Genomic DNA, 14,245 nt, shown 5'->3' with positions numbered 1-14,245 from the left:
AAGAGGACTATTTTTTATTGATGAACTGCTTGAGCTGCTGTGATAAGGGTCAACTTGTACACATCATCTGCATTACATCCACGAGAAAGGTCGTTTACTGGTTTATTCAAACCTTGCAATACAGGACCTACAGCCGCGAAGCCACCAAGACGTTCTGCAATCTTATAGCCAATATTCCCCGCTTCGATACCAGGGAAGATAAAGACAGTTGCTTGCCCAGCAACGTTACTTCCTGGAGCTTTCAATGCTGCAGTTTCAGGGTGGAAGGCAGCATCAAATTGCAATTCTCCATCGATTTCAAGGTCAGGACGCAAATCGTGTGCAATTTTTGTTGCTTCAACAACTTTATCAACACTATCACCAAAACCTGAGCCTTTAGTAGAGTAGCTCAACATTGCAATTTTAGGTTCAATACCAAACATTTTAGCTGTAATAGCCGAGTTGATAGCAATCTCAGCCAAGGCTTCCGCATCTGGATTGATATTAATGGCACAGTCACCAAATAGGTAACGTTCCGTACCACGAACCATGAGGAAGGCACCTGACGTACGAGTAACGTTTGGACGAGTTTTAATGATTTGTAGGGCTGGGCGAACTGTTGAGGCAGTTGAGTGAATAGCTCCTGACACCATACCGTCAACCAATCCCAAGTATACTAGCATCACACCAAAGTAGTTGACATCTTCAACCAAAACTTTGCGCGCTTCTTCTTCAGTCATTTTACCCTTACGACGCTCTACCAAGGCAGCAACCATTTCTTCAAATTGAGGATAGTGTTGGGGATCAATCACTTCATAACCATCCATGATCCCCTCGATTTCGAGATAAATTTTAATTTTTTCTGGGTTCCCAAGCAAAACGGGAACAACTTCTGTTTCTTTTACCAAGCGTTTTGTTGCCTGAAGAATACGAGGTTCTTCCCCTTCAGGGAGAACAATACGAGCATTTTTGCCAACTAGGTTGGCTTTGAGACTTTCAAAAACTTCCATGAGTTTTCTCCTTTAAGAAAATAAATTATACTCCAAATAGATTTTAAAGAGTATTAGTTGATAACTGAGTAATAAGATTGCTGAAATCATCCGGTAAGGGGCTTTCTAGTTGTAAATCTTGCTCTAGAAAGGGATGATAAAAAGATAAATAATGGCAATGCAAGGCCTGACGCTGAATGCCGTCGTCTAAACTTCCTCCATAGAGATCGTCTCCTAAAAGAGGAAAACCGATGTGAGAAAAATGCACTCGGATCTGATGAGTTCGTCCAGTATGCAGTTGAATATCGACCAGGTGAATATCTCCATAAGACGCTACAACTTTGTAAGATGTATGAGCGTATTTCCCACCTTTGGCAACCCGTCTCGTGATAATGGAGTCCACATCACGCGCAATCGGGGCGATAATCTCCCCTTCAGGCTCCAAGACACCAACTCCTTTAACCAGTGCAAAATACCGTTTTTCGATAGACTTTCGTTGCAACTGCTTGTCTAAACGTGCATGAGCATAACCATGCTTGGCAAAAAGCATCAAACCAGATGTATCTCTATCAAGCCTGGTCACGATATGAACTTGATGATTCTCATAGTTTTGCTTGACATAGTAGCCCTTGATAAAATTGGCAATGGTATTGGAATGATTGACACTGGGGATGGAAGCTACTCCATAAGGCTTATTCAAAACCAGAAAATGGTCATCCTCATACAATATATCTAACGGTCGATCAATAGCTTCAAGGCTCTCAAATCCTTCCTCTGTTGGAATGTCAATAGTTACCCTGTCTCCAATATCTAAGAGATAAGTCGCATTTTGAGGTTGGTCATTGACCAGAATAGCCCCACCTCGAAACTTAATCTTAGCCAGAAGTCCCTTAGAAACCTCGTGTTTTTTGAGGAAGGTCTTGACTTTGACATGCTCATCTGCGATAAATTCGAACCTCATTCATCCACCTCGCCAATGAAGGCATCTTTGACACGATTCCAGAAACTAGTGTGGCTTGGAGTCGCTACGAAGTGAATCTTATAATGGTCGATTTGATACTCAATCCGTTCGATATTACGGAATGAATAGACGCTGTTATCGACAGATATCGTGTGGTAATCATTGCGTGTTGGAAAGAGTTCAATCTTATCTTTTTTGGGAATAATGATTGATGATCCCAAAGTGCGATAGACTCGATTATTGAGGCTCGCTATTTCCGTCAACTGCAAGGCTTCAATAGTAGGATGCAAGACAGCTCCACCCAAGGACTTGTTGTAGGCAGTACTTCCCGTCGGCGTTGAAACAGTCACTCCATCTCCACGAAATCGCTCGAACGGAACATGGTTAATGATGATATCTGCCACCATGGTGCGGTCTGATCGACGGATGCTGGCTTCATTTAAGGCTCGGAAGATTTTCACTTCTCCATTTTCAAGCGTTACCTTGACATTCAAAACAGGATAGGAAACTTTGGCACCCGTATCTAGTAAAAGATTTGTCACCAACTGATCCAGCTCAAAATCACGATAATCTGTGTAAAATCCCAAATGCCCTGTATGAACACCTACAAATCGAACCTTGTCTAACTGATTCTCATACTTGTGAAAGGCAGACAAAAGCATCCCATCGCCACCAATCGAAATCACGATGTCGGGATTGGTATCGTTCAGTATAAAATGTTGTTTCTTTAGTTTTTCCCTCAGTTCATGCAAAACCTTCTGACTCTGCGGCTTTCTATTTGCTATGAGGTCAACTCGTTTACCTGTATTCTTCATCTGTATCGTCACTATTTCCTACACCGTCATTTAATTTTCTGCTCAATGGATCAAAGAGAGCCTGTGCTTCCTGGATGTCATCTCGAATCTTACCCATTTCTTCATCTAGCTGATGAGCAATTTTGGCTGTGATTTCCAGCCTTTTCCTGATTTCTTCTGGGAAATCACCCTGGTATTTATAATTGAGCGAGTGCTCAATCGTAGCCCAGAAATTCATGGCTAAAGTACGTATTTGAATTTCCGCCAAAATCGTCTTAGCTCCGTTGATCGTATCAACCGTGTATTCGACAACTACGTGATAAGAACGATAACCTGAAGCCTTACGATGAGTGATATAGTCTCGTTCCTGAACGATTCTCATATCTTGGCGTTTACGTAGAATCTCAACTACTTCTTTAACGTCATCAACAAACTGAACCATGACACGTAAACCAGCAATATCTTGCAGATCATGTTCTAGATTTGCATAAGTAATTCCTCGACGAGCCATCTTTTCTTTGATACTTTCAATCGGTTTGACACGACCTGTTACAAACTCAATCGGAGAATGCTTGTTTTGCTTACGATACTGTTTGCGAATTCCTCGAAGTTTTATCTTCAATTCACCAACAGCCTGAATGTAAGGATCTAAAAATTCTTCCCATTCTATGGTCATACTTTCTCCCTTGTAATGTTTGATTGCTCTGTCGAAAATCTTTGATTTTTTCAGTACATTCGTATACAATAAATACATTGTCCATTATACCATAAATCGCTTTCAAAGATATAGAAAAGGTTGAAAAAATGAAACATTTAGAAATAGAATTGAAAACACTTCTGAAAAAAGAGGAATATGATCATCTAAAAAAACAGTTTTCCCATATCCAACCCGTCCTTCAGAAAAACTACTACATTGACACACCTGATTTTCAATTGCGTGAAAAGAAGGTTGCCATGCGCATTCGCACCTTTTCAGATTGGGCAGAATTGACCTTGAAAGTGCCTCAAACTGTAGGAAATATGGAATACAACCAGAAACTAACTCTTCCAGAAGCTGAATCATACTTAGAAAAACAAAAACTACCTCAAGGGCTCGTTCTAGAGAAGCTCGCTAAGATTGGCATCGAAAGCCATGATTGGCTTGTTCTAGGCTGTCTTTCAACTCTACGTTATGAAACGAAAACTGAAATTGGCTTAATGGCCTTAGATGAAAGTCACTACTTTGACCAAACGGACTATGAACTGGAGCTTGAAGTCACCGACCATGAAAAAGGGAAAGCCGATTTTCAGAAATTTTTAGATGAAAATCAGATAACTTATCAGAAAGCTCCATCAAAATTAATTCGTTTTATTAAAAGCATGAAAAAAAGCTGAAATAATCTCCTTTTTTTGGTAAAATAGAAAAGATAAAAATAAATGATCTGGCTTTGAAAAACAAAACTTTCTCAAAGAAGATTCACACAGTTTACAGAGGACGGTCTATAATGTCAGATAGAAACAACATGAAACTTTTCACCCTAAATTCTAACCATGAAATCGCTCAAAAGATTGCGGATACAGTTGGTGTACCTCTCGGGAAGTTATCCTCTCGACAATTTTCTGACGGCGAAATCCAGGTCAACATCGAAGAAAGTGTCCGTGGTTACGATGTCTACATCATCCAGTCAACCAGCTACCCTGTTAGCAACCACTTGATGGAGTTGTTAATCATGGTTGACGCTTGTGTACGTGCAAGTGCTCATAGTATCAACGTTGTCCTTCCTTACTTTGGTTATGCACGTCAGGATCGTATTGCTTCTTCTCGCGAACCCCTCACTGCGAAACTGGTTGCCAATATGCTTGTCAAAGCTGGTGTTAGCCGTGTTCTAACGCTTGACCTCCATGCTGTTCAGGTCCAAGGTTTCTTTGACATTCCTGTAGACAATCTTTATACTGTTCCTCTATTTGCTAAGCACTACTGTGATAAAGGGCTTCTTGGTTCTGATGTTGTTGTTGTCAGTCCAAAGAACTCTGGTGTTAAACGTGCACGTAGTTTGGCTGAATATCTTGATGCTCCTATCGCTATCATTGACTACGCCCAAGACGATTCTGATCGTAACGAAGGCTATATCATTGGGGATGTTGAAGGCAAAAAGGCTATCTTGATTGACGATATCCTAAATACTGGTCGTACTTTCTCTGAAGCAGCTAAAATCGTTGAACGTGAAGGCGCAACTGAGATTTATGCAGTATCTAGTCACGGTTTATTTGTTGAAGGGGCAGCAGACCTTCTTGACGCTACAAACATCAAAGAAATCCTTGTGACAGACTCAGTAGCAACCAAAGAAAGAACTCCAGAAAATGTATGTTACATTACTGCTAGCGAATTAATCGGAGATGCGATCGTCCGCATCCATGAAAGAAAACCAGTCAGCCCACTCTTTGCTTACAACAAAAAGAAATAAGGTGATTCTTTGATTTATTTGGACAATGCTGCAACGACTCCTATGTCAGCAGTAGCTATTTCTGAAATGACCAAGGTCATGCAAGAAACTCATGGTAATCCTTCTAGTATTCATGGTCATGGTCGGCAGGCTGGCAAACTCTTGCGAGAAGCTCGTCAAGACTTAGCCCTCTTACTAGGAACAAAACCTCAACATATCTTTTTTACATCTGGCGGTACAGAAAGTAACAATACAGCCATCATTGGCTATTGTCTCCGTCATCAAAATCGTGGAAAACATATCATCACGACAGCTATTGAACACCATTCTGTGCTTGAAACCATTGATTATTTGGTGCAACATTTTGGCTTTGAAGCGACTATCATCCAACCAGTAAATCAAGAAATCACTGCCCAACAGATTCAAGAAGCTTTACGTGACGACACCATCCTCGTTTCTACCATGTATGCCAATAATGAAACTGGCAGTCTCTTACCCATTGCTGAGATTGGACATGTTTTAAAAGAGCATCCCGCTGCTTATCATGTTGATGCTGTTCAAGCTATCGGGAAAGTTCCCATCCATCCCGAGGAATTAGGAATTGATTTCCTCAGTGCTTCTGCCCACAAATTCCATGGACCAAAGGGAATCGGCTTTCTTTATGCTTCTTCCGCGGACTTTGATTCCTATCTTCACGGTGGAGACCAAGAACAAAAGAAACGGGCTGGAACAGAAAACCTCGCTGCCATTGTAGGCATGGTCGCTGCTCTCAAAGAAGATTTAAATTACCAACTTGAGCATTACCAAAAACTAAGCGCACTTAAATCTACTTTTTTAGAAGAAATTGCAGGTCTCGACTACTATCTCAATGAAAGCAATCACCAACTACCTTATGTTGTCAACATTGGCTTTCCTGGTCAAAAAAATGATTTGCTCTTGCTACGGTTAGACCTTGAAGGAATTTCAATTTCTACTGGTTCAGCTTGTACTGCTGGTATTGTACAAACCAGTCATGTGCTTGAAGCTCTTTATGGGCCTGATCCTCATCGTTTAACAGAATCTGTCCGTATCAGTCTGTCTCCTCTTAATACCGAGGAAGAACTGAAACAACTCGCACAAACCTTAAAAAATATTATTGGAGATTAATCTAATGGCATTCGAAAAAACCATTAAACTACAAAACTGCCGCTACGACTACACACTTAGCCCAACTGTCAAAAAGTTCACACTGAAAGATAATACTTTTTTTGAAACAAAAGTTGGAAACTTCGAACTGACTCGTCTACTTGAAAAAGTACCCAACAGTGGTGAAGGCTTCAAACTAAAAATCATCATCAATAAAGACCTTACAGGTGCTAAACTCAACATCACTGACAAGTCTGGCCTTCGTTTGGTGAATATCTTTAAATCAGAAGACCACCACATTCATCAGGAAAAATTCTACTTCCTCATGGACAGCCTTGTAGAACGCGGTATCTTCACTAAAGAAGAAAGATAATTGACTATGTATCGACTTACCTATCAAGATAACTATCACGTAGAACGTACACTTGAATATAAGGATTACGAAGAGCTCATGTTATCTCTATCTGGCTGTGTGACCCTACCTGATACTCTCCTAATCAGCTCCTTAACGCTGAATGATAAGGTGATTTATCAAGGATTGGTTGGCGATCTCTACCGTTTTCTATCGCAAGCTCATTTTTCAGATAAAAACTAAGAAATTTCTTAGTTTTTTCTTGTTTTTGTTGATTTTTTCACAATGTTTCTATAAAATAGAAGAATAGAAAGGTTGTGATTTTGTGAAAGATAAACAGTCTGCTATTCCAAAAGCAACAGCAAAAAGACTCTCTCTTTACTATCGAATTTTTAAGAGATTTCATGCAGAAAAAATCGAACGTGCCAACTCTAAGCAAATTGCAGAAGCTATCGGTATCGATTCTGCGACTGTTCGTCGTGATTTTTCCTATTTTGGTGAACTAGGTCGTCGTGGTTTTGGTTATGATGTTAAAAAACTGATGAATTTTTTTGCTGATCTCCTAAATGATAACTCAATTACAAATGTTATGTTGGTTGGAATTGGAAATATGGGACATGCCCTTCTCCACTACCGCTTCCACGAGCGTAACAAAATGAAAATTATCATGGGCTTTGACCTAGATGACCATCCAGAAGTTGGAAGCCAGACACCTGATGGGATTCCAATCTATGGTATCTCACAGATTAAAGAAAAAATCAAACAAGCAGATGTCAAAACTGCTATCCTAACAGTTCCAAGTGTTCAATCACAAGAAGTCGCCAATCTTTTGGTTGAGGCAGGTATAAAAGGTATTCTCAGCTTTTCCCCTGTTCACCTTCACCTCCCAAAAGATGTGGTCGTTCAGTATGTCGATTTGACAAGCGAACTCCAAACTCTCCTCTATTTTATGCGTAAAGAGGATTAGAAAGCGAAAGCATTTATGGAAAAACCAGTTATTGGGATTACAGGAAATGAAAAAGCTCATCCAGATGATGACATCATGATGAGCTATGCAGCAAAGGGCTTTGTTGAAGGAGTCAAGGACGCTGGCGGAATTCCAATCATCCTACCGATTGGTGATCAAGAAATGGCTACCCATTACATCAGTATCATTGATAAGCTCATCCTAACGGGTGGGCAAAATGTTGATCCAAAATACTATGGTGAACCAAAGGCTATTGATAGTGATGACTACCACCTTCAAAGAGATATTTTTGAACTAGCACTTATCAAAGAAGCGATTAAACAAAAGAAGCCAATTTTCTCTGTTTGTCGGGGTACCCAGCTCTTTAATGTTGCTATGGGAGGAACGCTTCACCAAGATATCGAAGACCACTGGCAGGATTGTTCAGCCGAATACACGACCCAACGCCTCGTAACGGAACCTGATACGATTCTCCGAGAAATCTATGGAGAAATCTCTCACATCAACTCCTTCCACCACCAGAGCATTAAAGATCTAGCCTCAAATCTTAAGGTTGTAGCACATGATCCTAAAGATGGAATCATTGAGGCTGTGACAACTACGGACGGCTTCCCTTATCTTGGTGTTCAATGGCATCCTGAATTTCTCTTTGAAAACCGCCCCAAAGATAAAACGCTGTTTGACTATGTTGTTAACGAACTCTAGGACTTATAAATAGGTTATTAATCATGAATGAAATTAAAATACCTTCTACTCATGAGATTTTGAGAGATATAGAAGCTAATGTTTTCATATCTTATAAGGAAAAGGAAGCTAATCTTTTCTTATCAAACAATGAAAAAGAAATAAGGGTTTGCTTTCATCTTTCTAATCTCTATAGACTTTTAACAGCGGAAAGTTACCAATCTTTTTCTAAGAATAAAGAGAATTTCGATAAACTATCTCAAAAAGAAAAACAGCTGAAAGAAATGTCTAAAAAGGCAAAACTATTTTGTAAAAAGGCAGATGCTAAACTAAAAAGTAAATTTCATTCACGTCTTTACTTTTACAGAGATATTCTCATTCATAAAAAAAGATATTATAAAATCGAAGATTTCAATTCGATTGTCAACTTTATCGTTCAAGAAGATTTACTTGTACCCACGATAAAACCTCTTCCTGTTATCAATATGGCAGAAGTAGATTCCTATGTTTTAAAAGTAATTGAGTAAGATCATGTGCATTCTTAAATCAAATCCGTCTTTTCACGGTAACTAAAGTAATCAGAGTGAGAGACAATCAAATGGTCCAAGAACACAATTCCCATCAGTTCGCAGGCTTCCTTGACTAGTTTAGTGACATGGTTGTCGTTTCGACTAGGAGATACAGCACCGGATGGATGATTGTGAACGAGAATCACAGACATTGCCATATGCTTCAAAGCATAGTGAAGGATTTCTCTCGGTTCAGCAATACTGCGTGTCGCAGATCCGATAAAAATAGTTTGCTGATGGATGATTTGATTTTGAGTATTGAGATAGAGCGCCACTAGGTGCTCTTGTTTTTTGTCGCCAAGTTCCTGTTGCATTTTCTTGGCTAGTTTTTGACTGCTGAGAATACTTTCCATCTCAAGGGTTTCATGTTTGTGAATGCGATGTCCCAGTTCAATCACCGCTTGTAGTTCAATGGCCTTAATCCGTCCAATACCAGACAAACTCTGCAATTCCTGCAGGGTCATTTTTTTCAAATCAGTTAGACTGTTAAGACTATTCAAGACTTTTTGGGCAATTTCAAAGACATTTGCCTGACGAGTTCCAGTTCTGAGCAGAATAGCTAGTAATTCTTGATTGCTCAGAGCCTCTGCTCCTTCTTTAACTAGTCTTTCTCTAGGCAAAAGTGAATCTTCTTGGAATGAAATACTGTACATAAAAATCCTCCTCACTTTATTATTCGTGAGAAGGATGAAAAATTAGATTTTTTTCTCAATTGGGGCAACACTGGCTAAGAGTTTTTTCAGCCCCACTTCTGGGAAATTGATTTTCAATTCCTGCGTAGCACCACTACCTGAAACTTCAAGGACCGTTCCCTCTCCCCACTTTTTGTGAAGTGCAATATCGCCAATGGACCAACTTGTATCAGTCGAATCTTTTTTATTTCCGGTTGCAAATTGTCCAAATGGAAGACCACTTGACTGGATAGAGCTTGGCGCAGCATTGCGTTTTCGTTCTTGAAGCGCCTGAGCCAAACTCATTCCTTGACCGAAAGCAATCCCACCACTACTATAAGATGCCTTAAAACTGGGATTCGCTGGTCGAGCCAAGCCCTGATACTCAAGCAGGTCCGAACTGATTTCATTGATAAAACGGGTTGGACGATTGTAGCTAGTACGACCGAAAAGCAAGCGAGAGTTGGCATTTGTCAGATAGAGGATCTTTTCTGCGCGTGTGATACCGACATAGGCCAAACGGCGTTCTTCTTCCAGCTCATCAGGATCCTCAGCTGCGCGGCTAAGCGGAAAGACATTTTCCTCCATCCCGATGATAAAGACAACCGGAAACTCAAGCCCTTTCGCTGCATGGAGGGTCATCAAGGTTACTTCCGATGTCTCCTGACTGCCTGAATCCGTATCCGCAATCAAGGCTAGGTCATTCAAGAAACGACTGAGTTTATCTAAACCTGTTTCCTCTTCCTGACTATCAGGATTGTCATCAAAGTTCTTGGTAACAGAGAGGAACTCTTCAATATTTTCAACCCGAGCCTTGCTTTCCAAGGTTGCTTGGGCATTAAGAATTTCCACATAACCTGTTTTTTCAAGAACCGCTTCAACTAACTCTGTAATGGTTAATTGGTCAACTTGCTCCCGCAAACCCAGAATCATATTGGCAAAGTCCCAGATAGACTGGGCTGCTTTTCCTTTGATGCCAGACAGCATGATATTAGCTGAAGCATCCAGCATAGACATGTCTTGCATATTCGCAAAATCGCGAATTTTCTCAACGGTTCCTGGGCCGATTCCGCATTTAGGTTCGTTAATAATGCGCTCAAAACTGATATTATCACTCAAATTGGCAATGAGATTAAGATAGGCGATAATATCTCGGATTTCCTTACGACTGTAGAACTTAGTCCCTCCAACCATAGTATACGGAATATTGGACTTGAGCAGGGCTTCCTCAATAGTACGAGATTGCGCATTAGTCCGATAAAGAACTGCAAAATCCTTGTGGAGGAAGTTTTGAGTTCGACCAAGTTCATCGATGGTTTTGGCTACAAAAACAGCCTCATCTTGTTCGTCATTTGCGCGATAATAAACGATTTGCTCCCCATCGGCATTATGAGTCCAGAGATTCTTAGGTCGACGATTTTTATTGTTTTTGATGACGTCATTGGCAGCTTGGAGAATGGTTTTGGTTGAACGGTAATTTTCCTCTAACAAAACGACCTTGGCGTTAGGGTAATCTTTCTCAAAATCCAAGATATTCTGCATATCAGCCCCACGCCAACCGTAGATAGACTGGTCCGCATCACCGACCACGCAGATATTTTTAAAGCGTGAAGCCAAGAGTTTGACCAGTTGGTACTGGGCATGGTTGGTATCTTGGTACTCATCAACATGGATGTACTGGAACTTCTGCTGGTAGTAGGTCGAGACATCAGGATTCTGATCAAAGAGACGCAGGGTCAACATAATCAAATCATCAAAGTCAACGGACTCAGACTGACGAAGCTCTTTCTGATAGGCTGTATAACACTGGGCTACGATTTGCGTGTACATATCACCAGCTTGGGCAGCATAAGCCACATCATCAATCAAGTCATTCTTAGCATTAGAAATGGTTCCCAAAATAGTCCGTTCATTCCATTTTTTAGGATCCAAGTTTAATTGCTTGAGAATGCGCTTCATAAGAGTTCGTTGCTCTCCTGGATCTATAATGGTGAAGTTCCGATTGTAGCCAATATGATCCGCATCGCGACGTAGGATACGAACACACATGGAGTGAAAGGTCGCAATTAGGCAGTCCTGTGTTGCTGGATTGAGCCCATAGGCACGCTCCTTCATCTCACGCGCAGCCTTATTGGTAAAGGTAATGGCCAAGATATTCCAAGGATTGACCATCTTTTCATCAATCAAGTAGGCGATTCTGTGAGTTAAAACACGAGTCTTTCCAGAACCAGCACCCGCCATGATTAACAAGGGCCCTTCTGTCGTTTGCACCGCCTCAGCCTGACGGTCATTCATTCCATTCAATAATGCGTTCATTTTCTCTTCCTTACTCTTGAAGTCAATGTTTCTATTATATCAAAAATCAGAGAAAATATCTTTACCTAAACTGTTTGCGTGTGGAATTCTACTCTCTCATATCATCAGGAGGAGTCAATGACTTTTGCATCCAAACGATATCATGCCATTTTTCAAACTTATAGCCTATCTTAGGGAAATGAGCTACTTGTTCATAGCCCCTCTTTCGGTGAAGAGAAATGCTCCTATCATTTGGCAAAGCGATACAAGCTAAGAAGCGTAAGTAACCCCTAGACACTAGTTCTTCCTCCAGACGGTCATAGAGTAGACTCCCTAACCCTCGACCTTTGGCTTCTTGATGCAAGTAAATTGACACTTCGACTGACCAATCATAGGCTCTCCTATCATAATAGGTGGAAGCATAGGCATATCCCAAAATTTTGCCTTCTTCCTCTAGCACTAGATAAGGATATTTAAGCAAGGTCTTTTGGATTCTTCTTTGAAATTCTTCAACACTTGGCACCTCGTATTCAAATGTAATGGCTGTATTAAGGACATAGGGAGCATAAATTGCAAGCAGTTCTGGAATATCAGACTCCCTTACTGTTCGAATCGTTGGCATATATTTCTCTTTCTAAAATCGAAAATGAGCTTGGATAGATTTTCCAAACTCATTTGAAATCAATTGCAATATACTAGAACAATCCTAAAACGGTTCCATCGCTTTCAACATCCATATTAAGAGCGGCTGGACGTTTTGGAAGGCCTGGCATGGTCATAACATCACCTGTTAAGGCAACGATGAAGCCTGCACCTAATTTTGGTACCAATTCACGGATGGTAATTTCAAAGTTCTCTGGTGCTCCAAGTGCATTTGGATTGTCTGAGAAACTATACTGAGTTTTAGCCATACAGATTGGCAATTTGTCCCATCCGTTTTGAACGATTTGAGCGATTTGCGTTTGAGCTTTCTTCTCAAAGTTCACTTTGCTACCACGGTAGATTTCAGTGACAATCTTTTCAATCTTTTCTTGGACAGAAAGATCATTGTCATAAAGACGAGTGTAGTTAGCTGGATTTTCAGAGATTGTCTTGACAAGCGTTTCGGCAAGTGCTACGCCCCCTTCTGCCCCATCAGCCCAGACACTAGCCAACTCAACTGGAACATCGATTGAGGCACAGAGTTCCTTCAAAGCTGCGATTTCTGCTTCTGTATCAGATACAAATTCATTTATCGCAACAACTGCTGGAATACCAAACTTACGGATGTTCTCAACGTGGCGTTTCAAGTTAGCAAAACCTGCACGAACTGCTTCCACATTTTCCTCTGTCAAAGCATCCTTAGCCACACCACCATTCATCTTAAGGGCACGAAGGGTAGCGACGATGACAACTGCATCTGGAGATATAGGCAAGTTTGGTGTCTTGATATCAAGGAATTTCTCGGCACCAAGGTCTGCACCAAAACCAGCTTCAGTAACAGTATAATCAGCCAAGTGAAGAGCTGTGCTTGTTGCCAAGACAGAGTTACAGCCATGAGCAATATTGGCAAATGGACCACCGTGTACAAAGGCAGGTGTACCGTAAATTGTCTGAACCAAGTTAGGCTTAATAGCATCCTTCAAAATCAATGCCAATGCTCCCTCAACCTGTAAATCACCGACAGAAACAGGTGTACGGTCATAACGATAGCCAATAACGATGTTAGCCAAACGGCGTTTCAAATCTTCAATATCCGTCGCCAAGCAAAGAATGGCCATGATTTCAGAAGCAACTGTAATATCAAAACCATCCTCACGTGGAATACCATTTAGAGGACCACCAAGTCCAACGGTCACATGACGAAGGGCACGGTCATTCAAGTCCACTACACGTTTCCAAAGAATACGACGTTGGTCAATTCCAAGATCATTCCCTTGGTGCAAGTGATTGTCAATTAAAGCAGAAAGAGCGTTGTTAGCAGTTGTAATGGCATGCATATCCCCTGTAAAGTGGAGGTTGATGTCTTCCATTGGCAAGACTTGGGCGTAACCACCACCGGCTGCACCACCCTTAATCCCCATTACTGGACCAAGTGACGGTTCGCGAATGGCAATCATCGTTTTCTTACCAATCTTGTTCAAGGCGTCTGCCAGACCAATGGTAATGGTTGATTTCCCCTCACCAGCAGGTGTTGGGTTAATGGCAGTAACCAAGATCAATTTCCCAACTTGATTGCTCTCAACTGCACGAATTTTGTCAAAGCTGAGTTTAGCCTTAAACTTCCCGTACAATTCCAAATCGTCGTAAGAAATACCAAGTTTCTCAACAACATCAACGATTGGCTTCAACTCAATACTCTGTGCGATTTCAATATCTGTTTTCATTCAAAACTCCTATAACCTCTAATATGATAACTCATTATAACACAAAAAAAAGTTTTTCACATACAAAAAG

The 14,245-nt window shown here is 40.9% G+C and carries 16 protein-coding genes; 8 read left to right on the top strand and 8 right to left on the bottom strand.

The window, feature by feature from the left end:
- Positions 1 to 14: 14 nt before the first annotated feature.
- The 4 genes from pta to D8847_RS05025 are packed head-to-tail and all read right to left on the bottom strand — an operon-like array spanning position 15 to position 3,399.
- Positions 15 to 989, bottom strand: a complete 975-nt coding sequence (pta, locus tag D8847_RS05040) for a phosphate acetyltransferase (RefSeq protein WP_125840833.1) — start codon at positions 987 to 989, stop codon at positions 15 to 17.
- 43 nt (positions 990 to 1,032) lie between these two features.
- Entirely contained in the window at positions 1,033 to 1,929 is an 897-nt protein-coding gene (locus D8847_RS05035; RefSeq protein ID WP_125840832.1) for an RluA family pseudouridine synthase, read from the bottom strand.
- Positions 1,926 to 2,744 (bottom strand): NAD kinase, encoded by an 819-nt coding sequence (locus D8847_RS05030; RefSeq protein ID WP_125840831.1) that lies wholly within the window; start codon positions 2,742 to 2,744, stop codon positions 1,926 to 1,928. Before D8847_RS05030 ends, D8847_RS05035 begins: the two co-directional genes overlap by 4 nt.
- Entirely contained in the window at positions 2,728 to 3,399 is a 672-nt protein-coding gene (locus tag D8847_RS05025; protein WP_125840830.1) for a GTP pyrophosphokinase, read from the bottom strand. The genes D8847_RS05030 and D8847_RS05025 overlap by 17 nt, the downstream gene beginning before the upstream one ends.
- Before the next feature lie 128 nt (positions 3,400 to 3,527).
- Between D8847_RS05025 and D8847_RS05020 the strand changes: the two genes are divergently transcribed.
- The 8 genes from D8847_RS05020 (at position 3,528) to D8847_RS04985 (ending at position 8,801) form a co-directional block, all read left to right on the top strand.
- Complete coding sequence (locus D8847_RS05020) at positions 3,528 to 4,097, top strand: CYTH domain-containing protein (RefSeq protein WP_125840829.1); 570 nt, start codon at positions 3,528 to 3,530, stop codon at positions 4,095 to 4,097.
- 110 nt (positions 4,098 to 4,207) lie between these two features.
- On the top strand, positions 4,208 to 5,167 hold the full coding sequence (locus tag D8847_RS05015) for a ribose-phosphate diphosphokinase (protein WP_001283843.1): 960 nt from the start codon (positions 4,208 to 4,210) through the stop codon (positions 5,165 to 5,167).
- Between the two features lie 9 nt (positions 5,168 to 5,176).
- A complete protein-coding gene (locus D8847_RS05010; protein WP_125840828.1) occupies positions 5,177 to 6,292 on the top strand; it encodes a cysteine desulfurase family protein in 1,116 nt (371 codons plus the stop codon).
- Positions 6,293 to 6,296: 4 nt separating this feature from the next.
- A complete protein-coding gene (locus tag D8847_RS05005; protein ID WP_000863522.1) occupies positions 6,297 to 6,644 on the top strand; it encodes a DUF1831 domain-containing protein in 348 nt (115 codons plus the stop codon).
- Positions 6,645 to 6,650: 6 nt separating this feature from the next.
- A complete protein-coding gene (locus D8847_RS05000) occupies positions 6,651 to 6,866 on the top strand; it encodes a DUF4649 family protein (protein ID WP_000286093.1) in 216 nt (71 codons plus the stop codon).
- Positions 6,867 to 6,948: 82 nt separating this feature from the next.
- Entirely contained in the window at positions 6,949 to 7,590 is a 642-nt protein-coding gene (locus D8847_RS04995; protein WP_125840827.1) for a redox-sensing transcriptional repressor Rex, read from the top strand.
- Between the two features lie 15 nt (positions 7,591 to 7,605).
- Positions 7,606 to 8,295: a gamma-glutamyl-gamma-aminobutyrate hydrolase family protein gene (locus tag D8847_RS04990; protein WP_125441022.1), complete on the top strand. Its 690-nt coding sequence runs from the start codon at positions 7,606 to 7,608 to the stop codon at positions 8,293 to 8,295.
- Between the two features lie 23 nt (positions 8,296 to 8,318).
- Positions 8,319 to 8,801: a hypothetical protein gene (locus tag D8847_RS04985; protein ID WP_096422150.1), complete on the top strand. Its 483-nt coding sequence runs from the start codon at positions 8,319 to 8,321 to the stop codon at positions 8,799 to 8,801.
- A gap of 14 nt (positions 8,802 to 8,815) precedes the next feature.
- Here D8847_RS04985 and radC read toward each other — a convergent pair whose 3' ends face one another.
- The 4 genes from radC to D8847_RS04965 all read right to left on the bottom strand — a co-directional run bounded on the left by radC (position 8,816) and on the right by D8847_RS04965 (position 14,175).
- A complete protein-coding gene (radC, locus tag D8847_RS04980) occupies positions 8,816 to 9,496 on the bottom strand; it encodes a RadC family protein (RefSeq protein ID WP_125840826.1) in 681 nt (226 codons plus the stop codon).
- A 42-nt stretch (positions 9,497 to 9,538) separates the two neighbouring features.
- A complete protein-coding gene (gene pcrA / locus D8847_RS04975; RefSeq protein ID WP_125840825.1) occupies positions 9,539 to 11,830 on the bottom strand; it encodes a DNA helicase PcrA in 2,292 nt (763 codons plus the stop codon).
- 88 nt (positions 11,831 to 11,918) lie between these two features.
- Positions 11,919 to 12,431 (bottom strand): GNAT family N-acetyltransferase, encoded by a 513-nt coding sequence (locus D8847_RS04970; protein WP_125840824.1) that lies wholly within the window; start codon positions 12,429 to 12,431, stop codon positions 11,919 to 11,921.
- Positions 12,432 to 12,504: 73 nt separating this feature from the next.
- Positions 12,505 to 14,175: a formate--tetrahydrofolate ligase gene (locus D8847_RS04965; RefSeq protein ID WP_125840823.1), complete on the bottom strand. Its 1,671-nt coding sequence runs from the start codon at positions 14,173 to 14,175 to the stop codon at positions 12,505 to 12,507.
- Between the last annotated feature and the right edge of the window lie 70 nt (positions 14,176 to 14,245).

It is taken from the genome of Streptococcus mitis (genome assembly GCF_003942795.1).
GTDB classification, from domain to species: Bacteria; Bacillota; Bacilli; order Lactobacillales; family Streptococcaceae; genus Streptococcus; species Streptococcus mitis_BJ.
Note: the sequence above shows the minus strand (reverse complement) of the source record. Positions and strands in the feature narration are given on the sequence as shown.